Origin of the sequence: Methylovorus menthalis, from assembly GCF_020523625.1 — a bacterium.
GTDB lineage: Bacteria > Pseudomonadota > Gammaproteobacteria > Burkholderiales > Methylophilaceae > Methylovorus > Methylovorus menthalis.
Map to the genome: position 1 here is coordinate 1,693,570 of NZ_JAJAQH010000006.1, position 26,323 is coordinate 1,719,892.

At 49.2% G+C, this 26,323-nt stretch carries 29 protein-coding genes and 1 tRNA gene; 9 read left to right on the forward strand and 21 right to left on the reverse strand.

Going from position 1 to position 26,323, the window contains the following annotated elements:
• Positions 1 to 18: 18 nt before the first annotated feature.
• The 7 genes from urtD to LG204_RS13900 all read right to left on the reverse strand — a co-directional run bounded on the left by urtD (position 19) and on the right by LG204_RS13900 (position 7,198).
• The gene (gene urtD / locus LG204_RS13870) at positions 19 to 762 is read right to left on the reverse strand and encodes an urea ABC transporter ATP-binding protein UrtD (RefSeq protein ID WP_230337823.1); all 744 of its coding nucleotides are present in this window, start codon (positions 760 to 762) and stop codon (positions 19 to 21) included.
• Positions 759 to 1,925 (reverse strand): urea ABC transporter permease subunit UrtC, encoded by a 1,167-nt coding sequence (urtC, locus tag LG204_RS13875; RefSeq protein WP_230337824.1) that lies wholly within the window; start codon positions 1,923 to 1,925, stop codon positions 759 to 761. The genes urtD and urtC overlap by 4 nt, the downstream gene beginning before the upstream one ends.
• A gap of 11 nt (positions 1,926 to 1,936) precedes the next feature.
• Positions 1,937 to 2,854 carry an urea ABC transporter permease subunit UrtB gene (gene urtB, locus LG204_RS13880; protein WP_013441530.1) on the reverse strand — a complete coding sequence of 306 codons (918 nt, stop codon included), beginning with the start codon at positions 2,852 to 2,854 and terminating at the stop codon, positions 1,937 to 1,939.
• A gap of 131 nt (positions 2,855 to 2,985) precedes the next feature.
• Positions 2,986 to 4,236 (reverse strand): urea ABC transporter substrate-binding protein, encoded by a 1,251-nt coding sequence (gene urtA / locus LG204_RS13885; protein WP_230337826.1) that lies wholly within the window; start codon positions 4,234 to 4,236, stop codon positions 2,986 to 2,988.
• 80 nt (positions 4,237 to 4,316) lie between these two features.
• Positions 4,317 to 4,664, reverse strand: coding sequence for an FmdB family zinc ribbon protein (locus LG204_RS13890; RefSeq protein ID WP_230337827.1), 348 nt, complete (start codon positions 4,662 to 4,664; stop codon positions 4,317 to 4,319).
• A 41-nt stretch (positions 4,665 to 4,705) separates the two neighbouring features.
• Positions 4,706 to 5,929: a formamidase gene (fmdA, locus tag LG204_RS13895; protein ID WP_230337828.1), complete on the reverse strand. Its 1,224-nt coding sequence runs from the start codon at positions 5,927 to 5,929 to the stop codon at positions 4,706 to 4,708.
• A 123-nt stretch (positions 5,930 to 6,052) separates the two neighbouring features.
• Positions 6,053 to 7,198 carry an OprO/OprP family phosphate-selective porin gene (locus LG204_RS13900; protein ID WP_230337829.1) on the reverse strand — a complete coding sequence of 382 codons (1,146 nt, stop codon included), beginning with the start codon at positions 7,196 to 7,198 and terminating at the stop codon, positions 6,053 to 6,055.
• A 178-nt stretch (positions 7,199 to 7,376) separates the two neighbouring features.
• On the opposite strand from LG204_RS13900, the gene LG204_RS13905 reads away from it, so the two are divergent.
• Positions 7,377 to 7,988, forward strand: coding sequence for a hypothetical protein (locus LG204_RS13905; protein ID WP_230337830.1), 612 nt, complete (start codon positions 7,377 to 7,379; stop codon positions 7,986 to 7,988).
• 59 nt (positions 7,989 to 8,047) lie between these two features.
• On the opposite strand, the gene LG204_RS13910 is transcribed toward LG204_RS13905, so the two are convergent.
• Positions 8,048 to 8,124 (reverse strand) — tRNA-Val (locus LG204_RS13910).
• Between the two features lie 187 nt (positions 8,125 to 8,311).
• Here LG204_RS13910 and LG204_RS13915 point away from each other — a divergent pair.
• The 3 genes from LG204_RS13915 to LG204_RS13925 are packed head-to-tail and all read left to right on the forward strand — an operon-like array spanning position 8,312 to position 10,846.
• Positions 8,312 to 8,698, forward strand: coding sequence for a hypothetical protein (locus LG204_RS13915; RefSeq protein WP_230337831.1), 387 nt, complete (start codon positions 8,312 to 8,314; stop codon positions 8,696 to 8,698).
• Positions 8,699 to 8,756: 58 nt separating this feature from the next.
• Entirely contained in the window at positions 8,757 to 9,380 is a 624-nt protein-coding gene (locus LG204_RS13920; protein WP_230337832.1) for a 2OG-Fe(II) oxygenase, read from the forward strand.
• Positions 9,380 to 10,846, forward strand: a complete 1,467-nt coding sequence (locus LG204_RS13925; RefSeq protein WP_230337833.1) for a pyridoxal phosphate-dependent decarboxylase family protein — start codon at positions 9,380 to 9,382, stop codon at positions 10,844 to 10,846. Before LG204_RS13920 ends, LG204_RS13925 begins: the two co-directional genes overlap by 1 nt.
• A 158-nt stretch (positions 10,847 to 11,004) precedes the next feature.
• Here LG204_RS13925 and LG204_RS13930 read toward each other — a convergent pair whose 3' ends face one another.
• From LG204_RS13930 to LG204_RS13970, 9 genes are all read right to left on the reverse strand, one after another.
• Entirely contained in the window at positions 11,005 to 11,859 is an 855-nt protein-coding gene (locus LG204_RS13930; RefSeq protein WP_230337834.1) for an SDR family oxidoreductase, read from the reverse strand.
• A gap of 1 nt (position 11,860) precedes the next feature.
• Entirely contained in the window at positions 11,861 to 12,436 is a 576-nt protein-coding gene (locus tag LG204_RS13935) for an NUDIX domain-containing protein (protein ID WP_230337835.1), read from the reverse strand.
• Positions 12,437 to 12,833: 397 nt separating this feature from the next.
• Positions 12,834 to 14,507: an autotransporter family protein gene (locus tag LG204_RS13940; protein ID WP_230337836.1), complete on the reverse strand. Its 1,674-nt coding sequence runs from the start codon at positions 14,505 to 14,507 to the stop codon at positions 12,834 to 12,836.
• A 160-nt stretch (positions 14,508 to 14,667) separates the two neighbouring features.
• Positions 14,668 to 15,363, reverse strand: coding sequence for a response regulator transcription factor (locus LG204_RS13945; protein ID WP_230337837.1), 696 nt, complete (start codon positions 15,361 to 15,363; stop codon positions 14,668 to 14,670).
• On the reverse strand, positions 15,348 to 17,195 hold the full coding sequence (locus LG204_RS13950; protein WP_230337838.1) for a sensor histidine kinase: 1,848 nt from the start codon (positions 17,193 to 17,195) through the stop codon (positions 15,348 to 15,350). Before LG204_RS13950 ends, LG204_RS13945 begins: the two co-directional genes overlap by 16 nt.
• 497 nt (positions 17,196 to 17,692) lie before the next feature.
• Entirely contained in the window at positions 17,693 to 18,661 is a 969-nt protein-coding gene (locus tag LG204_RS13955; RefSeq protein ID WP_230337839.1) for an OmpA family protein, read from the reverse strand.
• Between the two features lie 210 nt (positions 18,662 to 18,871).
• Positions 18,872 to 19,465, reverse strand: coding sequence for an HD-GYP domain-containing protein (locus LG204_RS13960; protein WP_230337840.1), 594 nt, complete (start codon positions 19,463 to 19,465; stop codon positions 18,872 to 18,874).
• Positions 19,466 to 19,569: 104 nt separating this feature from the next.
• Positions 19,570 to 19,761, reverse strand: coding sequence for a hypothetical protein (locus LG204_RS13965; RefSeq protein WP_230337841.1), 192 nt, complete (start codon positions 19,759 to 19,761; stop codon positions 19,570 to 19,572).
• A 111-nt stretch (positions 19,762 to 19,872) separates the two neighbouring features.
• Complete coding sequence (locus LG204_RS13970) at positions 19,873 to 20,109, reverse strand: hypothetical protein (RefSeq protein WP_230337842.1); 237 nt, start codon at positions 20,107 to 20,109, stop codon at positions 19,873 to 19,875.
• 297 nt (positions 20,110 to 20,406) lie between these two features.
• Here LG204_RS13970 and LG204_RS13975 point away from each other — a divergent pair, with 297 nt between their 5' ends.
• From LG204_RS13975 to LG204_RS13985, 3 genes are read left to right on the forward strand one after another with little or no spacing between them, the layout of a single operon-like run.
• Positions 20,407 to 20,643: a helix-turn-helix domain-containing protein gene (locus LG204_RS13975; RefSeq protein WP_230337843.1), complete on the forward strand. Its 237-nt coding sequence runs from the start codon at positions 20,407 to 20,409 to the stop codon at positions 20,641 to 20,643.
• A gap of 44 nt (positions 20,644 to 20,687) precedes the next feature.
• Positions 20,688 to 21,722 (forward strand): hypothetical protein, encoded by a 1,035-nt coding sequence (locus tag LG204_RS13980; RefSeq protein WP_230337844.1) that lies wholly within the window; start codon positions 20,688 to 20,690, stop codon positions 21,720 to 21,722.
• Between the two features lie 56 nt (positions 21,723 to 21,778).
• Positions 21,779 to 22,828, forward strand: coding sequence for a GTP pyrophosphokinase (locus tag LG204_RS13985; protein ID WP_230337845.1), 1,050 nt, complete (start codon positions 21,779 to 21,781; stop codon positions 22,826 to 22,828).
• On the opposite strand, the gene LG204_RS13990 is transcribed toward LG204_RS13985, so the two are convergent.
• From LG204_RS13990 to LG204_RS14005, 4 genes are all read right to left on the reverse strand, one after another.
• Positions 22,825 to 23,415 (reverse strand): tyrosine-type recombinase/integrase, encoded by a 591-nt coding sequence (locus LG204_RS13990; RefSeq protein WP_230337907.1) that lies wholly within the window; start codon positions 23,413 to 23,415, stop codon positions 22,825 to 22,827. The two genes, LG204_RS13985 and LG204_RS13990, sit on opposite strands and share 4 nt — an antisense overlap.
• Complete coding sequence (locus LG204_RS13995) at positions 23,307 to 23,780, reverse strand: tyrosine-type recombinase/integrase (protein WP_230337908.1); 474 nt, start codon at positions 23,778 to 23,780, stop codon at positions 23,307 to 23,309. Before LG204_RS13995 ends, LG204_RS13990 begins: the two co-directional genes overlap by 109 nt.
• Positions 23,704 to 24,018 carry an Arm DNA-binding domain-containing protein gene (locus tag LG204_RS14000; RefSeq protein ID WP_230337846.1) on the reverse strand — a complete coding sequence of 105 codons (315 nt, stop codon included), beginning with the start codon at positions 24,016 to 24,018 and terminating at the stop codon, positions 23,704 to 23,706. The genes LG204_RS13995 and LG204_RS14000 overlap by 77 nt, the downstream gene beginning before the upstream one ends.
• Positions 24,019 to 24,318: 300 nt before the next feature.
• A complete protein-coding gene (locus LG204_RS14005; RefSeq protein WP_230337847.1) occupies positions 24,319 to 25,329 on the reverse strand; it encodes a DNA-methyltransferase in 1,011 nt (336 codons plus the stop codon).
• Between the two features lie 88 nt (positions 25,330 to 25,417).
• Here LG204_RS14005 and LG204_RS14010 point away from each other — a divergent pair, with 88 nt between their 5' ends.
• Positions 25,418 to 25,630 carry a helix-turn-helix domain-containing protein gene (locus tag LG204_RS14010; RefSeq protein ID WP_230337848.1) on the forward strand — a complete coding sequence of 71 codons (213 nt, stop codon included), beginning with the start codon at positions 25,418 to 25,420 and terminating at the stop codon, positions 25,628 to 25,630.
• A complete protein-coding gene (locus tag LG204_RS14015; RefSeq protein ID WP_230337849.1) occupies positions 25,623 to 26,195 on the forward strand; it encodes a PDDEXK family nuclease in 573 nt (190 codons plus the stop codon). The genes LG204_RS14010 and LG204_RS14015 overlap by 8 nt, the downstream gene beginning before the upstream one ends.
• Positions 26,196 to 26,323 lie beyond the last annotated feature (128 nt).

Sequence of the window (26,323 nt, forward strand, 5' to 3'; positions counted from 1 at the left end):
GACGTAATGGCTCAACTGCTAGTGGCCCAAATACACTTCAATGACCTTTTCATCGGCCTGCACCTTGTCCATGCTGCCTTCGGCCAGAATCTTGCCCTGATGCAGCACGGTGACCTTGTGCGCGATCTTCTTCACGAACTCCATGTCGTGCTCAATCACGATCACCGAGCGGTTCTGGCAGATACGATTCAAGAGCTCTGCGGTCTGATCGCGCTCCTTGGCGCTCATGCCGGCCACCGGCTCGTCCAGCATCAAGAGCTCAGGCTCCTGCATCAACAGCATGCCGATCTCCAGCCATTGCTTCTGGCCGTGGCTGAGTAAAGCGGCTTCCATATCCAGAAAATCCTTCAGCAGGATTTCTTCCGCCACCTTGTACACCTGCGTCATCACATCGTCCGAGCGCTTGAACAGCAGGCTGCCCCAGACACTGCGACCACGTGGATACGACACTTCCAGATTCTGATACACCGTCAGGTTTTCATAGATGGAAGGCGTCTGGAACTTGCGCCCCACCCCGGCCCGCACGATTTCATGCTCGGCCAGCTTGGTCAGTTCCTTGTTCTTGAACTTGATCGAGCCCGAGGTGGATTTGGTCTTGCCGCAGATCAGGTCGAGCACGGTGGTCTTGCCGGCGCCGTTAGGGCCGATCACCACGCGTAGCTCGTTCTTGTCGACGTACAGGTTCAGCTTGTCCACCGCCTTGAAACCGTCAAACGATACGGTCAGGTCTTCAATTGCCAGGATAAAGTCAGTATTACTCATGCTTCAGCTCCCAGTGTGGTGCTTGCCTTGCCATGGCTGGCATGGGCGTCAGTCTGCTTTTGTTTTTCCTCAGCCACCCAGCGCTTGAGGAATGGAATCTTGCGTGCATGTTTCTGGTAAATACCAGCTAGGCCATCCGGGAAGAACATCACCACGGCGATGAACAGGCCGCCCATCAGGAACAGCCACAATTCCGGGTAGGTTTCCGAGAATACAGTCTTGCCGTAGTTAACCAGCAAGGTGCCATAAACCGCGCCTATCAGCGACATGCGACCGCCCACTGCGGCGAAGATCACCATTTCAATCGAAGGTACGATGCCGACAAACGAAGGTGACATGAAGCCCACTTGCAGGGTGAACATGGCGCCACCGATGGCCGAGATCATCGCTGCCACACAGAAGGTGAAGATTTTGAAGTCGGACACATCGTAACCAGAGAAGCGCACACGCTCTTCCTTGTCCCGCATGGCCAGCAACAGCATGCCGAACTTGCTGGTGAGGATGTAACGCGACAGGAAAATGCAGCCGAACAGCAGAATGGCATTCACATAGTAAAGAATGTACTTGGCGCTATCGGTACGGATATCCCAGCCCAGCATGGTCTTGAGATCGGTAATGCCGTTAACACCGCCGGTGAAGCCTTGCTGGCCGACAATCAGGATGCTCAGGATCAGTGCAATCGCCTGGGTAATGATGGCGAAGTACACACCACCCACACGGCGTTTGAACATGGCAAAGCCGATGATGTAGGCAAAGATGGTCGGCACGATCAGGATCGCCAAGATGGTCAAGGGCAAGCTTTTGAACGGCTCCCAGAACCACGGGATGGCCGTCAGCTGATTCCAGTCCATGAAGTCCGGAATGCCTGGCGTGGTCTGAATCTTGGTACTGATGGGGTCAGAAGCCTCCAGTTTCAGGAACATCGCCATACAGTAACCGCCCAGGCCGAAAAACATGCCCTGCCCCAGGCTTAGGATGCCGCCATTGCCCCACAGTAGTACCAGGCTAAGTGCCACGAAGGCGTAAGTGAGGTATTTACCCACCAGGTTGAGCCGGAAAATATCCAGCCCCAACGGCAGGATGACCATAATCAGCAGCGCCAGCAGGGCAAGGCCCAAGACCCCCTGCTTGCCGCCCAACAATTTATCGGAGAGTGTTTTCATGAGTGTTTCCTTTACTTACGCACTTTGGAAGCGAACAGACCTTCAGGACGCATCATCAGAATGCCGACGATGGTGAGCAAGGTAGCCACCTTACCCATGGAACTGGTCATGAAAAACTGCAGTATCGATTGCGCCTGGGCAATACCGAAGGCAGAAGCAATGGTACCGAACAGACTGGCCGCACCGCCAAACACCACCACCATGAAGCTATCTACGATATAAAGCGTACCCGTAGTAGGACCGGTGGATGCGATGGTGGTAAATGCAGCACCGGCAACCCCGGCAATGCCACAGCCCAGCGCAAACGTCACGCGGTCAACCTTTTTGGTATTGATGCCAACAGCACCTGCCATGACACGGTTTTGCACGGTAGCGCGGACACGCAGGCCCCATTGCGAGCGGAACATGAAGAGGAACACACCGAAGGTGACGACGGCAGCAAGCCCCATCACGAATACTCCGTTAATCGGGATATCAATATCAGGTGTAGGCTGGAAAGAACCCAGCAACCATTCCGGCAATTCAGCACTCACTTCCTTGGCGCCGAAGCTGGAACGGAAAATCTGCTGCATGACCAGGCTTAAACCCCAGGTCGCCAGCAAGGTATCCAGCGGTCGCTTGTAGAGATGCCGGATCAGAGTGAATTCAACCAGGTAGCCGATAGCGAAAGCCAGTACAAAGGCCACGATAATGGCGAAGATAAAGTAGTAATTAACGAAGCCGTAGGCGACGGCCAATTTGGAGAGCATGACGGTGGTATATGCGCCTATGGTCATGAACTCGCCATGCGCCATATTGATCACCCCCATTTGCCCGAAAATGATAGCGAGACCTAGCGCCATCAGTAACAGGACGCTGAACATGCTGAGGCCGGCGAAGCCCTGCATCACCATGATGTTTCCTATTTCCGCCATTGAATATCCGAACATGATTAGGCCTCCACTTGTATGACTTGCCTGAAAAATTCACTGCACAATTTCACAAAACTTCCCATTGCTTGAACTGTTTTTGTTACCGCTCACCAATACGGCCCCTAAGGGCCGTATGGTTTACGTGAAGCTTATTGGTAGCCCTTTGGGAACGGATCTGGTTTGATCAGCTCAGATTCGTACACCACATCAGCCTGGCCATCAGCGCGCCATTTACCGATACGCAGCTTGCTCCAGAGGTGATGGTTAGGATCGACCTTGACGTAGCCTTCTGGCGCTGTCTTCAGCTCGTAGCCTGGCAATGCAACGACTGCCTTGTCCACGTCGAAGCTGCCAGCACGTTCAACTGCAGCCTTCCACAACCATGGGCCGAGGTAAGCAGCCTGGGTCACGTCACCGATAACGGCTTTCGGGCCCCACATTTTCTTGAAGTCAGCCACGAATTTTTCGTTGTTCGGGTTCTTCAAGGTTTGGAAGTACTTCATGGCAGAGTAGAAGCCAGCCAGGTTTTCACCACCGATACCCAGAACTTCATCTTCCGTTACCGAGATGGTCAGCATGGTCTGCTTGCTGGAGTTCAAGCCAGCTGCGTTCAATTGCTTGAACCAAGCCACGTTACTGCCGCCTACAACCGCTGCGTAGATGATGTCAGGCTTCTTCAGCTTGATTTTGTTGATCACGGAACCAAACTGCGTATCGCCCAGCGCGATGTACTCTTCACCTACCACTTTGCCACCCAGATGCTGCTCGATGTGCTTGCGGGCAATCTTCATGGAAGTACGTGGCCAGATGTAGTCAGAGCCAATCAGGTAGAAGGTTTTTGCCTTCTTTTCCTTGGCGATCCAGTCCAGACCAGCAAGAATCTGTTGAGTCGCTTCCTGACCGGTGTAGAACACGTTCTTGGATTGTTCCAGGCCTTCATAGAAAGTTGGGTAGAACAGCAAGCCGTTGTCTTTTTCAAACACTGGCAGCGCGGCCTTGCGGGAAGCGGAAGTCCAGCAACCAAATACGGCCGCTACCTTGTCGTTTTCCAGCAATTTCTTGGATTTTTCAGCAAAGGTTGGCCAGTCGCTGGCGCCGTCTTCCTGAATGATTTCAATCTTGCGGCCCAGCACGCCACCCATTTCATTGATCTGGGCAATCGCCAGCTTTTCAGCCTGGATAGAACCGGTTTCACTGATGGCCATGGTGCCGGTAGCTGAGTGCAGAATACCGACCTTGACGGTCTTGTCGGTCACGGCCAGCTTGGTGGTGTTCACCTTGGCAGTAGGAAAGTCCTCGGCAAATGCGCTGCCCATACCGGAAACCATGCTGACCGCCAGCAGTGCGCCGGTCAGGGCACCCACTTTAGTCATGAATCGACGTCTATCATTGGTACTCATAAATTTCTCCTAGTTGAAAGTGAAGCTAACCTTATCTGCCCTACGAAAAACTGCTTGCAGCAAAGGCGGGGATAAAGGGGCTAGTGCCCCAGCATCCACGGCCTTGCCGTTTTTTTGGTTTGCATCTGCAAACCGTTGTTACCACCTGCTGATTTCTCTTTGGTGGCGCCGCCGGATGGCTTGCAGGTATGAGAACCGGTGCACCCGCAACTGGAGCGACGGCGTACGCCTGGCTCATGTGCGGATTTTTCATTGCGCTCGTGGGCGCTGCGCTGTGCCTTCCCCAAAATGGCCAGGTTAGGTGCTGACAGAATCCGCTCGCCCATGCCGCCACAGCTTTCGCAGACGGCAGGCAGGCTGGATTCGGACATTTTGCGCAGTGCTGAAAACACGCCACAACTCTCACAGTGGTACTCATATACAGGCATACCGGCTTCCCCTTTATTTACGATAATCCGCTACGTTCTGATCAGCTGGCTTTCGCCAGGTCAGGCCCGCTGGCAACCATGAGTTTCGGTCCATCGGCATTCGGCTTCAGGTCGAAGTCAAAAATCTCGGTCGGCAACCACAAGGTGGCGCACGCATTCGGGATATCCACCACGCCACTGATATGGCCTTCAACCGGGGCTGTCCCCAGAATCGACAAGGCTTGTGCACCGCTGTAACCAAACTTCTTCAGGTATTCGATGGCATTGAGGCAAGCCTGACGGTAAGCCACATGCACATCCAGGTAATGCTGCTTGCCCTGCTCATCTACCGAAATACCTTCAAAAATCAGGTAATCGCGATAATTGGGAGTCAATGGGCTAGGCTGGAACACAGGGTTCTTGATGCCGTATTTCTTGACGCCATCCTTGATCAGGCTGACCTTGATATCGAGGTAACCGGCCATTTCAATGGCGCCGCAGAAGGTGATTTCGCCGTCGCCCTGCGAGAAGTGCAGGTCGCCCATGGAAAGACCGCCATCCTTGACGTATACCGGGAAAAACACTTTGGAACCCTTGGTCAGGTTCTTGATGTCACAGTTACCGCCGTGGTCGCGTGGCGGCACGGTGCGCGCACCTTCCATCGCAGCCGCCTTGGCAGCTTCACCAGTCATCTTGCCCATAACGGCAGCCTGCGCATTGGGTGGCAAACCAAGTGGTGGAACACGATCAGGGTCAGTTGCAATCAGCTCTCCTTCGCGCTTGTTCCAGGTATCCAGCAATTCACGCGATGGCAGGCAACCGATCAGGCCTGGGTGCATGATGCCGGCGAACTTGACGTTAGGCACATGGCGCGATGTGGTGTAAATACCGTGAAAATCCCAGATGGACTTGCGTGCTTCAGGATAATGATCGGTCAAGAAACCACCTCCATTTTCCTTGGCAAACAGGCCGTTAAAGCCCCACTGATACTCATCCAGTGTGCCCACATCCAGAATGTCCACCACCATCAGGTCGCCTGGTTCCGCACCTTCGACACCAATCGGGCCACTCAGGTAATGCACTTGCAAGAGATCCACATCACGAATGTCGTTTGCGCTGTCGTCGTTCTTGATCTGACCGCCGGTCCAGTCCATGCACTCCACCCGGAATTCATCCCCAGGCTTCACCATGGCAATCATGGGCAAATCAGGGTGCCAGCGATTGTGAATCTGGCCGTCCTGTTCCCATGGCTTTTTATCAAGATCGAGTTTTACAAGGGTTTTCATAGCTATCCTCAACGTTTGTTAATGCCCCACACACTGCTTTCGGGGCGCTTTCCGCTACGATCAGGTCCAGCATCGCGGCGGTCCGTTGCGCACCGGTGTCCCGATGCGCATCCCCTTTAACAGTTAGAATTGCAGTTGCAGACCAACAGTGAACTTGTTCACCGTGTCGAATGTTTCCGTTTTGTTGTTAGTGTAAACAGCGCTCAGACGAGCATTGTGGGCATCAATGATGTAGTTCAGACCCAGGTCGTATTCCTTCACATCCAGGCTGGCAGAGCCGTCACCATTGAATTTCTGATAGCGAACATACGGCTGGAACTTACCCCAGCCCACAACGTCAGGGAACATCCAGGCAGCCAGGCCGAGATAGGCTTTACCAGCCTTGACTGGAGTAGTCCCAGTACCTGCCCCAGCAATAACCGCTTCATTGCTGAAGTCGTAGCGGTAAGCCGCACCTTCCAGGTTAAGCACACCAGCGGTGAATACCTTTTCGAGTACGCCGTCGATGTTGTAGGCAACGTAATCATCTTTTGTAGTCGCAGAACCCACTGCATCTTTCTGGTACATACCGACCAGAGCCAGCGACAAGACATCCTTGCCGTAATAAGTGCTGCTGGTGTAATAAGCTGGATCAAGACCTGCGCTCCAGAAGTCATATTGCAGACGGCCTGCATACATCAGAGCATCGCTACGGTTAGGATCAGTTGCATTGGTACCAGCATTGTTGGATGCATGGTTACCTTCGTAGGTACCTACTGAGTAGACCAGATGTTTATCCAGCAACTTACCCCAGGCAGTCACACCTACGTCACGGCCGGTGTTCTTGTTCTGGTACTGCGAAACCACCCCTGGATAGCTCCATGCAGTCAGGTAGTAAGGACCATCCAGATTGGCGCGGTCAGTCGGTGGCAACATTTGACCAGCCCACAAGTTGAATTCAGGCATGAATTCGAACTGGGCAATGGCATCGATCATCTTGACCGTGTCATCGGCGTTCTTTTCAGTATTGAATGTCCCCTTGATATACTTGTTCAGCGAAGCACTGGTATAGAGACGAATACTGTCCAGGTTGAAATCCTTGCTGCGAGAAGTACCGTTAGGAGCAGAATCTTCCTCACTGGTAAAACTGGTACGCATACCCAGACCGACGGTGATGGACTTGTCATCACCAAAATTGATGGTGCCACCTGCCTGTGCCTGCATGGCAGGAACCGAAATAGCCGTTGCCGCAGCCACTGCCAGCAAACACTTGTTAAGCTTGAATGTCATCGCGTAATCCCCTTTATGTAGATGAACCGCACACTGTAAAAAAACTTGCACCCTGAAACGGGTTTCACGTCATCCATCGCAAAAGCCGACTGACGTGCAACGTGGTGCTAGATTAGCGAGTGGGAAGGGGCGCTTAAATACGTCATATTGCGTAGTTGTTTTTACAGACGGGGACGGTATGCTGTGTGAGCTTTTGTCCTACAAGGATTTTGACGACGTGAATAAAGGCGAGGACATTCCGATGAAAAAAATGCTGCTTGTGCCCTTGCTGGCCTGCTTGCTATTAAATGCATGCGGCGAGTTTTCTTATAAACGCGGGGCGACTGCCGCCGATCTTGAGAGGTCCAGAGACACCTGTAAAGCCAGCGGCATGGATGACGCCGCCGTGAAAAAATGCCTGGAAGATCAGGGCTGGTTCGTACACGACCTGAGCGATATGGACCCGGTAGCGGTACTAATGCCCAATGAAGATAACCGCAGCAGCGGCAGTCAGGGAGATGTAACGGCCGCTGCAGCCGCCACCATGGTGGAGTCAGGCACCCCCAGTTCACCAGATGGTACACAGCCAGCGGCTGTTCCCTCCGCGCCCGTCAAAAGCATGACCGACAAATTCAAGGTCACTTCATGGTGGAAGCGTGGCGCAGGGCGTACAGAGTTGGCAGACGCCACCAATCAATGTGTCGCTGAACTCGGCGAAGAACATCGCCCGGACCCGGTCACGCAATACACGACGCGCGGCTTGCTTATTTGTATGCGCAAGACCGGCTGGTACGGATTGGCATCCAAGTAATCTTTGAATTGAATCTGGCAATAAAAAAAGCCGCTCAAAGGAGCGGCTTTTTATTTGTTTGGTAGTCGCGAATGGACTCGAACCATCGACCCCCACCATGTCAAGGTGGTGCTCTAACCAGCTGAGCTACGCGACTGCAGGCTTGAATTGATGCTTCAAGCTTGAAGAGGCACGCATTATAGCCGAACTCCCGGCGTGGAACAATCACTGTAACGCACGCCGGACGTGCTCTTGATCTTGATGCGGCAGGGAATGATTTCAACGGCTGGCGGTCTTTTGATCAGGTAAGCTGTTATTCAAGGGACATTATTCAAAGGAAGATCATGCTCTGGTCCACATTATTCAAACTGATTCCGTGGGGGCAAGTGATTGATCACGCGCCCCAGGTACTGGACGGTGCAAAAAAGCTTTATCAGCGCCTGAAGGCCGAAGGCCGGGCTGAAGCAGAAACTTATGGCACCGAGATTGCCGTCTTACCACCTGAGCCGGAAGCCCTGGCACAAGCCGTACGTGAGCATAGACAGGCATTGGCACGGCTGCATGATGAGCTGGAAGAATCAGGGCAACTGATCAAGCGTCTGGCGGAGCAGAATGCAGGCATGGTGGCACAGATGGAATCCCTGCGGCGGCGCTTGCGTTTGCTGGGCTGGCTGGGCGTGCTGCTTGCCGGTGGGCTGGTTTATGCCTTGTCTCACTTGCCTGCTGCATAAGCCCGGCTTGCGCGGGCTATAATGGGCGACTGCTCTTAGTCCGGGTTCTGCCCCTTTCATGAATTCACGTTCCAACGATTTACTGGTGGATGCCATTGCCAATGATGGCTATGCCATTACCCCTGACTTTTTGCCGCCTGCCCTGATCAAGGTGTTGGCAGATGAGGCAAAGGCCCTGCATACGCAAGGCGCACTGCAAGCGGCGACCACGGGACTTTCCAGTCGCCGGTCGGCCGATAATATCGGGCTGCGGGGCGACTTCATTCACTGGCTTGAGGATGAGCAGGCCAGCCCGGCACAGCAGGATTATCTGGCCGCCATGCGGCAATTACAGCAGGATTTCAACCAGGCTCTGTTCATGGGGCTCTTCGAGCTGGAAACGCATCTGGCCGTTTATCCGCCTGGCGCTATTTATCGCAAGCATCTGGATCAGTTTCAGGGACACAATGAGCGTCAGGTCAGCTGCATACTTTACCTGAATGAAGACTGGCAGCCGGAAGATGGCGGCACCTTGCGCATCTACCTGAATGGCAACGCCAGCGAGCCTTACCTGGACATCAGCCCGGCAGGCGGTACGCTGGTGACGTTTCTCTCAGGCCGCTTCATGCACGAAGTCATGCCCTCCCGGCGCGAGCGCATCAGCCTGACCGGCTGGTTCCGAACACGCAGCACTAACATTTGATGAACACACCCCAAATACTTTCGACGGAAATCGCCGCCATGTTTGCCCCGGAAAATTTCCGTGAACTAGGGCATAGTCTGATCGATTTGCTGGCGGACCACCTTGCGGGCAATCTGGCGGGGCAAGCCCCGGTGATGCACTGGCAAGCTCCCGAGAAAGCAGACGCGCAATGGCAGACCCCCTTGCCGCAGGAGCCGCTGCTGGATGCTGCCGGCTTACTCGCCCGCCTGCAAAATGACATCCTCCCGACCAGCCTGGCGATTCACCACCCCCACAACATGGGGCATCAGGTCGCCACGCCATTGCCTGTGGCCGCTCTTTGCGATCTGGTCGCCGCCCTCACCAACCAGGCCATGGCCGTCTATGAAACGGGCCCCAGCGCCACCATGCTGGAGCGGCAAGTCCTGCGCTGGCTGGGCGAGTTGATCGGCTGGCAGGATGCAGGCGGCATACTTACCTCGGGCGGCGCGCAAGCCAATCTCACCGCCCTGCTCGCTGCGCGCCAGCATGCCGCCGATGTGTGGCAGCATGGCGTTGGCGGCGTCAAACCCTTGCGCATCCTGGTATCGGAACATGCGCACTACTCCATCAGCCGCGCTGCGGGCATCATGGGGCTGGGCACCGATGCCGTGATCAGCATCCCGACCGATACGGAAGGCCGCATGCTGATCAATGCCCTGACACTTGCTCACGCCGAGGCCCTGGCAAATGACACCGCCGTGATGGCCGTGGTCGCCACCGCAGGCTGCACGCCTACCGGCAGCATAGACCCCCTGCTGGAGATAGGCCGCTATTGCCGCGATCACGATTTGTGGCTGCATGTGGATGGTGCGCACGGCGCGTCCGCCCTGCTCTCCGAGCAGCATCGCCCTGCGCTTGAAGGCATCGCCCTCGCGGATTCCGTGGTGTGGGATGGTCACAAATTGCTGTATATGCCCGCCGCTGTCTCCGCCGTACTGTTTCGCAACACCGCCAGCAGCTTTGAGGCCTTCAGCCAGGATGCCTCGTATCTCTTTCAGGGTGGCGAGCATATTGAGGAAATGTACAACGTCAGCTACCGCACACTGGAATGCACCAAGCGCATGATGGGCCTGAAGCTGTGGGCAGCGTTTTCGCTCTATGGCGTGCGCGGCATGGCGCAATTGCTGGATAGCGCCTTTGCCAAGGCGCGCTTGCTGGCTCAAAAGCTGGATGCGCATCCCGACTTTGAACTGCTCATGCAGCCGCAAACCAATATCGTCTGTTTCCGCCATCGTCCGGCGACACTGGAAGACGCAGCGCTGGATAGTCACCAGAGCCGCCTGCGCGAGCAACTGGTGCAGAGCGGACGCTTTCATTTAACGCGCGTTACGCTGGAAGGCCGCGTCTGGCTACGCACCACGCTGATGAATCCCTACACGCAAGCTGAAGATATGGATGAACTGTTGCTGGCGCTGAATCAGTTGGGCAAATACGCCCAGGTCTGACGGCTTGGGATCGTTTTCTGTTTGATCACACTTATTATTATCTAAGCTGTGTTGCCGGAATCGCCCGCCCATTCACATCCGCAAGGGTTGCGTGGGGATGAGTCATCCGGTGTCAGCATGACCTACAAACGGCGTTGATCACTATCTTTACAGAGTAATCAAGATTCCAGGTTTTCCTGCGCCAGCATGGCCGCATAGCCTATTTGATAATCCGGATAGCGCAATTGAAACCCCGTATGCCGCAGGCGCTGATTGCTCAGGCGCTTGTTGCCGCATACCGCAGGCGCATCCTGCGGAGCATCCGGCACGCCCATCTGCTGCGCCAGCCATTGCAGCACCTCGTATTGCGATGCGGGCCGGTCATCCGTTATCAAATACAGCGACTCCAGCGGCTTGCCTGCAAGTAGTTGCTTGACCAGGTAAGCAATCGCGGCCGCGCCATCATCCCGGTGGATGCGGTTGGTCCAGCCATTCTGCGCGGGCCAGCGGGCGGGCTCACGTGCCAGGTCCAGCATGCGCCGACGGCCAGGGCCGTAGATGCCAGAAAAACGCAAAAGGGTATACGCATCTGGGTATTCACCCGCCAAAAGCTGCTCCGCCTGCAGCATGCGTTCGCCACTAAAGTCCGCGGGCACCGGCACCGTAACCTCATCCAGCAAGTCATCGCTCACCTGCCCATACACGCCCGTGCTGGAAACAAAAAACACATGCTCAGGTGGCGCTTGCCGCAGAGCTGCCAAGGTATTGCGCAAACCATCCACATAATGCGCACGGTAACTGTCATCGCGGTGCGCATCGGCTGACACGCAATAAATCACGATACGGGGCTTCAAGCCCGCCAACCCCTGCAAGGTTTCAGGCTGCGTCACGTCCGCCTGCACCAGACGCACCCCCGCGGGCAATGCCGTGGCGCTGCGCTTCAGCCCATATACCTCAAGACCGCTATCCTGCAGCAGGCTTGCCACCGCCTGCCCCAGGTCACCGCAGCCAACTACCAGTGCGCGATCTGTCATCTCAACCCTGCGCTGGCATCGGCTGCCATTGGCCAGATAAATACTTCTCCGCCCACATCAACGCCACGATGGTTTTGCCATCGGTAATCTCGCCGCGCTGCACCATCGCCAGGCAATCCTGCAAGCTGGCATCGATGATATGCAAGGCTTCATCTTCATCCCGCTTGTGCTCACCGGCAGTAAGGCCGCGGGCAAGATAGATGTGAATCACCTCATTGGAGTAGCCAATGCATGGATGCTGCAGACCCAGATACACCCACTCATTGGCGGTGTATCCCGTTTCTTCCAGCAACTCACGCTGCCCGGTCAGCAAAGGCGCCTCGCCCTGATCAATCTTGCCCGCAGGCAACTCGATAAACACCCGACGCAAAGGGTAGCGAAATTGCCGCTCCAATATCAGATGGCCGTTATCCAGCAGCGCTACCATCACCACGGCACCAGGGTGCAATACATACTCGCGCTGGCTTTGCCCGCCCGTCGGCAAGCGCACCTGGTCACGGCGGGCCGTCAGCATGCCGCCCGAGGCAATCACTTCAGAAGAGATACAGGTTTCAATGAGGTCGTTGTCGTTGTGCATGGTGGGAGTAATCAATTGGTAGATGGTTTAGGCTCGAGTTTAAGCGATAGCGGCGCATACGGCTATGTGCATGCGCTGGATTGCAGCTTTATTCGAGCAGATAGGGCGATCCTCCAATGCTGCTCTAAAGCGCCACTGATACAGATTCCAAGCACAACCAGGTCATAAGATCAAAGCCTTGCGTGTATATCCCACCGACCTGACGCATGGATGATTTGAAAATCATCAGGCAATAAAAAAGCCCAAATAGCTAACGCCATTGGGCTTTTTTTTCACACATCAGCATGAAGTCTTACTAATACGTTACCAGTTTTACAACAAGAACCGCTTCTGGCCATTCTTCTTATAGATCGGCGCCACCGGCTTATTGCTGGCCGGCCGAGTTAAGCAATGGATACTAGAATTTCCACTGACCAACTAACTGACCAGTGACGGCACTATATCCACTGGCCCTCTCTCCATCTAATTGCACAGACATAGAGAAGGTCTCGCTTTTTTGATAGCGAATGGCTCCGCCCAAGCTATATGTATCTCGATCAATCTCTTGGCCTGGTGTCTTAAATGATGTTCCGCCACCGACAAAACTGGTGGTGGTGTTAACACCATCATTCTTAAAGTCATGGCGCCAGCCAACCTGAACAGAAGGGATGAGATATGAGCCATTGCTCAAGGCATGCTCAGTGGAAAACTTAAGGGCCATCAGGCTACGAATACGATCAGCAGATTGATCGCTAAACTTCATGGACAATGGTCCAGCTCCCTTTTCGGTATAGCCCTCCTGTTGCAGGTTAATCCACTCCATCCCCACAATAGGGGTGAGTTTTGCGCGATTACCCAAGGCAAATGGATAACCAACGTTTACGCGTGCCGCCCATTGGTCGCCATCATAATTGCTCGTGGCAACGCCCGTAATGGTTGTATCACGTGCACCCTCATAGTTTTGTCTTGCATAGGCAAGCATGCTTTCCAAATACCATTTGCCAAAATTTTTACTTGTATAAAGCGTGGCTTGGTATGTTTTGATGTCGCTATGGTCACCATCACGGAAATTATTCATATTGACGTTGGTATTGGCATAGGTAAATGCCCCACCAAGCACCCAGTTACTTTCCAGCAAAGTGTCTAAACCAAACGCCATGCCTGTCGTGCTCATGTCATATCCGGCAAATCCAGCTCGCATATCCTGATTGCCTCGGCCGCCAAACACTTTGGTCCAGAAACCATATTTCTTGCTGTCGCCATTAAACAAACCAGACAAATCTCCATTGGAAGCCAACTTGATTTTTCCTGATTGCAACTGGTCTAGCGTGCTCACTTGAAACCCATCCGCACGAAGCGTATCCAGGCGCATTTGCACGGTATCCAGGTTTCCTGTCACCGTCTGGGCGGCGGCAAAACCAGAGGCTTGGCTGGTATTGGGAGCAATTCTTGATAATGCGGCTGCCTGGTCTTTATCTGACAAGGTCACAAGGTTCGCCAACGCGTCGCTCATCGGAACACTGGCATTACCCACCAAGCTATCAAGAACAGCGGCTGCGCCACCACTTGTTACATTGGAATTAGGGGTAAACAGGCCTCCGCCCAGAACGGAAGCATCCAACACCACCGTACTGGATAAAATAATGAGATCGATTGGCTGCCAAGTTTGAGTGGGGCTACCGATAGGAATATAGCTAAATCGATAGGTGCCAGGAGTCAGGTTGCTAAACGTAGAACCTTGCCAGGCAAGAATGCTGTTGCTGTACGAGCCTGTTCCGACCAAGGATGTTCCATCGGAGTAAAAATTGGTGACCCCATCAATCAGACCGGCAGGCTTGTTGGTGACCAATAGCGTAAAAGGGGTGGTGACAGAATAACTATTGGGTCCGGTGACTTCCAGACTGCCTTCAGTAAAATTGACACCTGCATGGTAAGTACCGTACCAAAAGGTAACGGCTCCTGCACCAGCATTTTCATAGCCGACAGATGAAGTGTGTGCGTAGATATTCGATGAGAATAAAACACTCACCATGGTAGCGATAGTGGCCTTTTGACTTACGCGAAAGGCTGATTTTCGAGTTGCTGTATGCATTTGAACTTCCCCCAAGTATTTTTTATTTCCCATAAAGCACTGAAATCGCCCAGTGCGATCTCGTGATTACAAGTATTTATAGGGGGATGCTATCAAAGCCGGTTAAGTCAAAACCTACAAAAACCTACAAGTGTTAAGCGATCTTTTCAGGCGTAACCATTCAATCAGCAAGCGCAAGCTCCTCACATAACTGATAGCCGTAGTTACGGATAGCCCTGATGGGGTGACTTGCGGCACCGACTTGAACCAGTTTTTTCCTCAACCGAACGATGGCCACTTCAAGCGAAGCTTTTGTGTATTCACTGCCATGACCACCCATCAGCTCCAATAACTGCCACGACTCCAGTCGATGATCAGCAGCACGCACAAAGGCAATCAGGGCGGAGGCTTCATGCTGGCTAATTTGCACTGACATGCCAGCTCCCTGCAAGCTCAATGATCGCAGGCAGATTTGCGGGCATGAGGCATTCACTTTATGAGCCTGCTTTAGTCTGCGCGAAAGAGCATTGACGGCTGAGTTCAGCTCATCCAGCGAAGTAGGCTTTGTGAGGTAAATATCCGCACCACTGTCATAGCCATCCCTTTTATGCTCCGCCAGATTATTTGCGCTGACAATGATAATGCCGATATTGGGATAAACTTTTCTTATTCGATGGGTCAGGCTCAAACCACCTTCACCAGGAAGGTTTAAATCAATGATCATAAGGTCAATCCGCTCGATATCCTTATGCTCGTACAAGGCCTCGGCACACTCAAGGCCAATGACCTTATGCCCATGACTGGCCAATGCGGTTACAGTCACATCACGTAAAGCATCATGGTCTTCAATTACCACTATATTCAGGTTGTTAGACATACTCGAAATATTATTTTCCGGTCTTCAATTTCCGCAATGAGTTCACCACCCAACAAACTAACTATCGTTCTTGATATATATAGACCCAGGCCAAATCCTGTGTAACGTTTAGCCCCAGGTGCCCGATAGTATTTATCAAAAACCTTATCTATTTCGGGAGTGTTGCTTGCCAACATCTCATTCTCAACAGTCACACATATATGCTTGGGCTGAATATCCCTTTTCCATGAAATTCGCACATTAACCAGGGAATTGGTCGGAGAGTAGCGGACAGCATTTTCCAGAAGATTTTTAAACACTACTCGCAACAAAAAGCGATCGGTCCTTATTTCTTCAACGTCCTCGGCCAAGATTTTGACTCTGTCTTTATAACCCAGCTCTTGGCGTAGCTCACCCATTATCAAACCAACATTGCATGATCTCTTGGAAACAGGAATTGAGTTGCCGTCAAGCTTATCGATTTGGGCACAGCTATCGATAATATTGCTGACATCCAATACCGCTTGATCCGTATATTTTTTTAATGGATTTTTTACTTGCATGGCATCCAGAGACATCCGGATTACAGATAATGGCGTTTTCAGCTCATGCGTAATCATTGCCATAAAATAACTTTGTTCATCTCTCTTCTGCCGCTCAAACATGAGCGCCTGCTCTGCCAGCTGTAATGAAGCCTTTGCCTGTTTTGCAGTTTTAGTAATGGCCGTCGAACGCTTATGCAAAATGAAATACATTAGCAAAGCGGAAATCAACCCATGGATCAATGTAGCACTCAGGTTCCACTCCGTAGCAGAAACCCAACCGAGCAGAGGAAACATTGAAAGAATCAATGAAATTGTTTGCAAAGAGCAAATAACTCTTAAGGTTATTCGACTGGGAGTCGCGTCTTTAGTCGCGGCATAGGCAAGGGAAATAAACAACACGGCTGCAATAAGGACAACCTGTGCGTTGGCCCGCAACACTTCCGTTGCATAGCCATGCATTAAGCCATACACAGCCAATGGGAAGAAAATGCACAACACAATCAATGGGCGTAGAAGTATTTTTGGCGGTGAGTAAAGTGCAAATAATCCATAGTAAAAAAGAATACTGACAAACACATTGGTCAGGACCAAAAAACTCGTAATCGAATCGTTTATCCATGCTAAATACGAAGGGATAAAAGGCGCAATATGACCAGTGATTGCAAGGGCATAACTAAAATAGACCACCTGGTAAATAATGAAAAAACCTGTAAGTCTATCTGGTCGCCTGACAAAATCTTCAACCGCCCAGAATGTAATCCAAAGCATGAATCCCAGATAAATCATCATGAAAATATCTTGCCTAAGATCACTAATCCTAGCCTCAGCGGGTGGCAATGCCTGCACATGCAGTAAAGCACTACTGCTTGTCTGCAAGCGTAAATAATAAGTTTTAATTTCCGAACTTGCAGGAACAATAAAACCTAGTGAGGAGGCATTTCGGTCACGATTCTCATATGAATATTTATCGCCTGTTACTCGCTTTATCCATAAGGCCGGATTCCGGGGATCAGGATAATAAAGCGTGATCTCATCCAAATAAGTCGGGCGTATCCGTAATTCAATATTCTTTTCTTTACTTGGGAGTACCGTTATTCTAAGCCAATGTGCTGCATGACTATATCCTTTGGTCAGAATAGGTGTGGCTGATTCAAAATCAAGCTGAGAGACTTCCTGAACAGTCAAAGTTCCGGCTGCATCCCGCAGATATTCACGTTGCGCGATGAGGTCAGTAGCATTAGCAAGACTAACGCTCAACATACAGACAATAAAAAATATCAGGCGATGTAGTAAGTTATATTTATCCACTATTTAGACTTGCCAACCATCCAGCTTTTTCAGCTAATTGATGCTTAAGCAGCCGCCCCCTTTCCCAATAATCGCAGGTGCTCTCTCGCTACCTTTTGTCGATATTCAAGCTGACACAACATAGTGGATGTATACGATCCACTATATGGAATCCAAAACCACTCGCACAAAAATAAAAAAGCCCAAAAGTTTTACCATTGGGCTTTTTATCTTACGTCATCTTGCTTTACATTACTTTAGACTACTATACATCCTTAAATGGGCCCTGGGCAACTAAACAAATGGCTGAAACCCAACTCTTGGGCCATTATAGAAAGTTAATGCACCTTAGTTACCCACAATGTTACTCCAAACAAATTAATCCGGTAGTTTCGACTACGAGGCGAAGAGCCAAGGCTCAGCCCGCATACAGCAATAGTTTTCCCACAAGATGGCCCATAAAAGAATGACAAATTTCCGCTATCGATCCCACGCACTGTTATGTGATAGCTAATAAACTACTGGAGCACCAATTCGACCCGCCGGTTAAGCCCTCGTCCAGTATCATTGCCATTGCTGCTGACAGGTGCGAGCGATGCTACCCCTTTACCTGTCAAGCGTTGGGCGTCGATTTTGTAGCCTATGAGTGCCTTCACGACCGCATCCGCCCGTCGTTGCGAGAGTTCGAGGTTGTTGTTAAAACTCCCCACATTGTCAGTGTGTCCGACGATATAAGCGCGAATACCAGGATTGGAAACCAATAATTTGGCCATCTCGTCGAGAGCAGGTTTGGAGTTAGGTTTCACCTCTGCTTTTGCCGTATCGAAGTAAATCCCATACACCGCAACCTTGCCATTACTATCCAGACTTTTCTTAAGATCGGATGCACTTAAAACACTGACTTGATTGGTTTTCATGGGCTTAACCTCAGCAATTTGCTGATAAATTAACACTCGCTTGTTCGACCGGTCTTCCATTACCCATAGCAGTACATAAACATCGCCTTGCGCATTGTTGCGCCGGGTCAGCAAGTAGCGGTCATTGTTGCCAAAAATGGCATCGAAACCCGTTGGCATCACTTTGCCGCTATTGGCTAAATAACCGCCCATATCGCGGCCGCATGCCGCCCCTGCACATTGAAACATAGGTTTAAACGCGTTCTTGCCAAGAGCCGCTTCGTAATTGCGCATGACCTCAAGAGCCGTCTTATCAGCAGCAAGTTCATAGCCAATGCGGGTTACTTTGCCTTCTACGCTGAGTAAATCAGATGAGGCGATGGCAGTTTCAGTCGGTATTGGCTTAACCGGCATTATCACCTCATCAAAATCGCTCGCCTGATAGTTCTGAATGGTGGTACCGGCAAAGCGTGTCAGTAAAGGATGGTCTTTGGCACCCGCAATGTCGGCGGCCACTACGGGCAACCCCACCAATGCCAGCGCGATGAGAGCGCAGTTAGCCAATATGAGATTGAGTTTTAACTTAAGCAAAAGGAGGCTCCCCTAAAACATTGAAACAATGATTGAAGCCGCTGACAGTCGCGACGATGAACATAGGTATTTCAGGTGTTTTTGGTGGTGTCACTGGAGTCATACATTCCAGATAACCAGATGCATATCACTTTGGCTGCAGGACTGATAGGTCAAGGCTGGCTGTTAAATATTATAAATGAGGTTCATGGCACTGGAAAAGCCCGAAGTTCATGCTGCGCGAAATTCGCTATGCGCGATCACCTGCTCGAAACGGCCGAGGATATAAGGATCAAGTTTAGAGCCCTTCTCACCATCCAAGATAGCCATAACAGCCTCATGAGTGCGCGGAGCATGATAGGGGCGAGTGGTTGTCATCGCATCATAGCAGTCGATGATTGTGATAATGCGAGCGGCAATCGGAATATCCTCTCCTGACAAGCCGTCCGGATAACCCTTTCCATCAAACCCTTCATGATGGTGGCGAATGATGAATGCTGCTTCAGGGGCGGCCTCATGGGGCATCGCAGCGCAAATCTCCTGCCCAAGCACAGCGTGGCTTTTCATCACTTCCCATTCGTCAGGCTCAAAGCGGGAAGGCTTTAGCAAAACTCTGTCCGGGATGCCAATTTTGCCAATATCGTGAAGTTTTGCTGCTATGCGCAGCAAGATGAGTTCATCGCCCTCTAAAGAACACTCTTGCCCCAACATCAGACACATGGCTTCGACCCGGGTACAGTGCGCAGCGGTATAAGAATCACGCGCACCTAATGCCACATCAAGGCACCCTGAGTCTTTCGTTAAAAAAACCTCTAATGGAGACATAGCGCCCTCCGCGGATGGACAAGGGGAATTACTTAATCAACAGTATGCCACTACATAATACATAGAATGGCCGCGGAGGTAATCGCGGCATCTCAGGGAACAACTCAGGGATGATCTCCCTCATAGACCATCTTCCACTTGCCACCAGCTCTAACGTAAAAGTGTTTATGCTTCACACCAGCAAGGACGAACTCACACTCGTAGTCCGCTTCATCAGCTTCTGAAACATAGCAATGAAAGGTCTCCAGATCGCTTTCATGAACAAGGTTTGGCTGCGGAATTTGTTTAGCCAGCAACGCCCTCACCTCCTCTTCTGAAGGCGGGGGCGTGGGGGAGCAAGAGCAGCATAAGAGGAAAACGATTATCAATGAATGCCGCATGGTTGCCCTTTAGTTACCTAACTATATCTAGTTCATCACATCAGCATCAAAGCATCTATCCAAGAAGTGGTCTAGCTCATCTCGAAGGCCTGTCACAAGCTTCCGCTGTTGAACCAAGCTAATCTTCATTGAAGTAGTGGGTCCTCTACTTTTACCCATTAAGACGAGTTCAACTTCTTGATCGACAGAATCCTGGTATTCATCCAATACCAATTTTGAAGTTGCCCATTGCTCATGAAGGCGCTGCCAGTTTTCGAGTTCCATATTCCCCTCCCGTAGACCAGTCAATCTTTGATTAACCATTGCCCACCTCCTGTTAAGGTATAGGACTGGTCCGAAAGTCATGTCAGCGTATGTTAAGCTCCATGGCAGATGAGTCAATCAATGTTGGCAGAGCCCCTCCTGAGGGCGAATTTTCAGCGGGACATGAGGGGCACGACGGTCAATTGACTTGCGTCGAAGGGAGTGTCCATAATGCGTTAGCCTCCTTTAGGCTACATTACAATACTATGTTCATAATTGGACATACCATAAGCAAATATAACCACGAATGGACACGCCGTGGCAACAGTTGGAGAAAGAATAAGATTGATTCGAGAAGGCTTAGGTATGGGCCGACAAGAATTCGCAGATAAAACTGGAATTCCTAAGGGAACCTTAATCCGGACGGAGCAAGGACAAAACGCGCCACAAGTAAGCGTCTTAATAAAGATTGCTGATCTATGGCCTGAATATGCAGCTTACCTACTTACAGATAAAACTGACGTAATACAAAAAAAAGCAGGAAATATTAAGTAATGAGTTTCTTATTTTAATAACAAAAATAAAATGGGATGGGGACTATGGCATCGGAAAATCAGTACTCAGAATTGATTCAAGTTGCAAATAATTTCATTGCTATTGATAAATCCAGAATTATAAGAGAGGAACTAGGAGTCGAATCTCTTAAAGGCATTATCGAACCAATCCTTGATGAAATTGATAAAAGAATTAAGTTCGTAATTGAGTATGGCCGTGATGTTCCTGACTCGCCTTTAAGCCAAGTAAGACAGTTAATCCACAGTATTAATGAACACCTTATCCTGCTGGCTCGTTCCAGCAATAATGACTACATTTCAAACAAATCTAATATTCTCGACGCCATAGGAAATTATATTGAGGCTATTAAAGGCCAATGGATATATTTTGTTAGTTCAGCAATTGAAAAATCAGAGCTGCTCGAAAACAAAGATGTGAACAGAACATTAGAAATCCTAAGATCCGAGATTTCACGAAATACTGAAGATAGTCTAAAAAGAATTGAAGAAGAGTCACATCGGGCTATCAACAATGCTAAAGAATTAGCGCATGAAATAGAAATACAAGCAAGACACATAGAAAATAATGCAAGAAATACTGCCAAAGGCATTTCGGTTCAGGTTGCACAAGATCAGTTTGAAAAATTACAAGGACCTCTAAAACTTCAGCTAAAAATATGGGGATCACTATCTGCTATATGCTTAATTTCAATTTTTGTTTTAATTTATATATATCTTAATGAAAACCTTCCAGATGAATGGTCATGGAAAATAGCATACAAATCGGCAATACACATTACCTCACTAGCTACTTTTGGCAGTATTGCGGCGTACTGCTTGGGATTATTCCGATCACATATGCATATGCTTCAACACAACAAACATAGATGTACTCTTGCTAACAGCATGGTCACCCTAGTTGATGCAGCTTCGACTCCAGAGCAAAGAGATATAATTCTTATTCATCTCGTTACTGCCATTTCCGACTTTGGAAATACCGGACTAATCGGAAACAAAGACAGCGAAAATCCAAAACTATCTATTGGCAGCATTTCGCCTTCCATTGCATCACAAAAATAAACTATAGAAATCCTTAAGTTAAAGAAATCATAAGCTAGCATTCAACGAAAAATAAAATGACAACGAAAAATGATATAAAAAGTTGGTATGAAGTAGAGAAATCAAGTTATGAAAATCTTAAGGATTATGTAATTTACACTCTTGAAAGACAAATAAAAACCGAAGGGATCGACTTCCTAGATATTCATGGTAGAGTAAAAAGCCTTGAGAGCATTACGGATAAAATATCTAGAAAATCATACACTCACCCAAGAGATCAAATCAAAGATATATGTGGTGTAAGAGTGGTGACATTTATTGAACGCGACATATCAAAAATTGCCAATCTAATTCAAAGTACTTTCAAAGTTCATGTCGCACACAGCATTAATAAAACCGAGGATTTAGGTGAAGATCGCTTTGGTTACAGATCAATTCATTTTGTTTGTGACATTGGAGAAACTAGAGAAAAGTTAAATGAGTGCAAAAACTACGTTGGGAAATTTTTTGAAATCCAAATCCGAACAGCACTGCAACATGCATGGGCTGAAATTGAACATGACCGCGGTTACAAAATATCTGGAAAATTGCCACCTCACCTAAAGCGAAGTTTTAATTTAATCGCTGGAATTCTTGAACTAGCAGACAAAGAGTTTAATACCTTAGTAAAAGAGGTTGAAAACTACTCTACCTCGATAGTAGAAAGAACCGAGTCTGGAAATCTCGAAATTGAATTAAACTCCCCAAGCATTACAAAATTCTTAGAATTGCTACTAATTAATTATCCTCAATTAAAAGTCGACTATAGCTATACCATTGATGAAAGAGATGTAACGGAATTAAATCGATTCAAAATTTACAATTTACAGGATTTACAAAACTTACTTTCTAATGACTTTCTAGAGGTAATATCTCATGAAAGAACAACTCCCATGGGTTTCTTAAGGGATGCAATGATGTATAAGGATATGAGGCGATATTTCAAAGATGCATGGGAGCAGCATTGGAATGGATTGGACTCAAAATGCTACTCTCGTCTTTGTTATAAATATGGGGATAGATTGGTAAACGGTACATTAAAAGAGTTTCAGATTCTCAGGATAGACATGGATGAAGAGGATTTCTAAATTGCTATATTGGTTAAATAATCTCCCCACCTCTGCATCATTTCTTTTCGCTGATCAATGAATTTAGTGCGATTGTAAGCAGCACCAAGAGCGTCAGGCACCTTATGGGCTAGCTGATGCTCGATGACGTAGGGATCGAAGTTTAAGCGTTCGTGAAGTATCGTTCGGGCCATGGCGCGGAAGCCGTGACCTGTTATATCTTTCTGGGTGTCATAGCCCATTCTTTTCAAGGCGGCATTGATGGCCGCTTCACTCATTGGCTTTCTGGGGTCGTGTCCGCCCCTAAAAACCCATTCCCCATGCCCTGATATAGGGTGAATCGTTTCAAGCAGTTCCACGGCTTGCGTTGAGAGCGGAACGAGGTGTTCTGTCTTTGTTTTGGTGACCATGTAGCGCCATTCTTTTGCCTCAAGGTCTATATCAGCCCATTTTGCCCGCCTTAGCTCACCTGGACGAACGAATACGAGAGGAGCCAGCTTTAGGCAATCTGGACAGTAATGGAGCCTTTGAAGCCGTTTATTGCTTTCATGAGTTGGGCGACGTCTTCCGGCTCTGTCATGGATGCCATTTGGCGGGTCCTGACTGATGGTATTGCACCTCTTAAATCGGCGGTGATATCGCGCCCTGCCCTGCCTGTTCTGACGGCGTAGCGGAATATCTGGCTGGTCACTTGCAGCACGCGGTGCGCTGTTTCCAGTTTGTTTTGCTCTTGTATGAGTTTGAGGGGCTTTAGGATGTCTGGCGGGGTCAGGGTTGATATTTCTGCTTTGCCGATCCACGGGAACAGATACACCTCAAGGCGGCGCATGGTTCTATCGTGGTGAGTGGAATTTACTGCCGGGCGGTAGTAGGTCAGCCATTCACGGGCGACGTTTTCAAAGGCGTTTTGCACAATTGATTTTTGTGCTGTTCTTTGCTGTTCTTTGCTGTTTTTTATGGGCTGAGGGATCAATGGGCGGTTCCTGAGCCAGCAGTCTTCTTGCTTCTAGGTGCTTTTCTCGGGCCATAGCCAGCGTAATAACCGGATAGATGCCTATGGCTAGGGTCTTGCGGGTGCCGAAGTAAGCATAATCATATCGCCAGTATTTGCCCTTCTCGTTTACGAGAAGGTAAAGCCCGTGACCGTCAGTCATGCGGTAGGGCTTGGGTTGGGGCTTTGCTTGTTTTATTTGTAGTTCAGTAAGTGGCATTTACAGTATCTCAATACAGTATCTAAAATCAGAGATTCAAAGATGCTGCTCAAAATACTGTAAAAAATTATGGGCTGTCAATGCTGCACATTGAAAACCATTAGGCAATAAAAAAGCCCAAGTGGCTGTAACCAATGGGCTTTTTATCTTACGTCATCTTGCTTTACATTGCTTTGTACTACTATACAACCTTAAATGGTGGGCCGGGGGCATCCAAACAGGCTCCATAAGCAAATGATTTCAAAAAAAAATATTAAAATAATAAAGTTAATGTACTGTTAAAAGTGCTGTCAATAATATTTAAATTGCAAGATTGTGTTGAATTTTCGGAACTACCTTCTTAGAAGTACCCATTGCGCCAGCATTGCCAATAAGCTCTTCATATAAAGATTTAATTACATCTATCGGCTCATTTTGAAGAAAACGAAAAACAGATGCCGATAAGTATTGATGATCCTGCTCAAATGAAAGCCAACGACGCCCCTCTAACTCACAAACATAACCAGTAGTGTTAGAGCCCGCAAAAATATCGATCACCAGATCACCTGGCGTAGTAAGCATCTTAATAAAGAACTCGGGTAATTTTGAAGGGAATCTTGCCGGGTGAGCCGACAATCCAAGCTCCTTGCATATTTTAAGATATTTAGAGGTTGCCTCTCCATTTGATATCTGCAATAGATTGGAGGGTATGGCACCCCCATTGTCTTTACCAAAACCTACGCCAATATCATGCCCTGAAGGACGTTTCGAGGGAGTGTAGTAAGCCGATGGGTCTTTAATCAGCTTTTTCATCCTGTCAGAATATTCTGACAGCACTTTTGTTACGTCAGATTTTGGCCATTCCGTTTTCGAAAACCACCAGACAGTATTTACTGAATCCTTGACACGGATTTTTCGCTTATTTACCCACTCGATTGGACTAGGTAGCTTAGAAGGATTATGCCAAAAGAATTCCTCTGCCAGATGAAAACCAAGTTCATCAACGAACTTCAGCAGCACTCTGTAATTATACAAACTTCTGACGGGGACCCCTCTTTGGTAGGCCCCTCCCAGATCAATCACAAAAGACCCATCATCTGTAAGCTTCTGGTGTACCAATCGACCAAATTCAGATAACCAATCGATATATTCATGCTGATCTTTATTGCCATACTCCTTTACCCGTAACAGAGCGAAGGGGGGGGACGTCACCACTAAATTAACAGAACCATCAGGTAGCTGTTTAAGCATATCCAAAGAGTCTGCTACATAAGCAGCGCCCAAGTCCGTTTGATATAACGGTTGATTTCCAAATGCCGGTAAACTCTTCATTGAAGCCTAAAGAAAGATAATGAAACTTAAAGTCTGTAGATACAAAGTGTTCATGTAGGCATGATCGCAAGCTCACGGGAGCATGATCATGTCATCTAGGATTATATTTGCAAACAGACTTCGGGAGGTAAGAACTTCCAAAGGATTTTCGCAAGAAAAATTGGCTGAGCTTTCGACTCTCCACCGGACTTATGTTAGTTCGGTGGAAAGATTTGAGCGAAATATCACCATTGATAATATGGAAAAGCTTGCAAGTGCTCTTGAGATCGACTTACGGGAGCTACTCAAGCCTTATGAATAATCCAGATTATGAGACCTATCTCAACCTATTCCCTCATATACAAAAATATCAGGAATTAGCCAGCAAATATAACATAAGTGACATTTTCCAGGATAACGGCGGGAAGTACCTCCAACTCCTTATGTTACTGAATTTGACCTCTGATGGATCCCGCGAGGGCAACGACGCCAAAGATGATCAGGGAAATGAGTATGAAATCAAAACGGTGAACATTGAACTCACCCGGTCGTTTTCAACACATCACCACATGAACCCAACCATTATCCGCAAATATAGAAAGGTATCATGGTATTTCGCTGCGTACAGCGGGATTAATCTTTTAGCAATTTATAAGCTATCACCCCAAGCCATGGAGTTCTATTACTCAAAATGGGAGGAAAAATGGTACTCCAATCAGAAGGATATAAACAATCCCAAGGTCCCAGTCAAATTTGTAATGACACATGGTGAACTTATCTGGCTTCCAGATGGGGTGACCGCATTCGAGTTGCCCAAGAAAAAATCTAAACCTAAAACAAAAACTAAGAACGCAAACTCAGAAATAAATGTAATAGAGAGTTTATAAAACTCTCGTTCTTGGTTGTATTGTGTCCGTAATATAAATTTAGGCGGCGCTTCGCGCCGGGCTACGCTCCCGGCACCAAGCACCGCCTTAACCCCTATAAAAAAAGCGCCTCATGGGCGCTTTTTTCT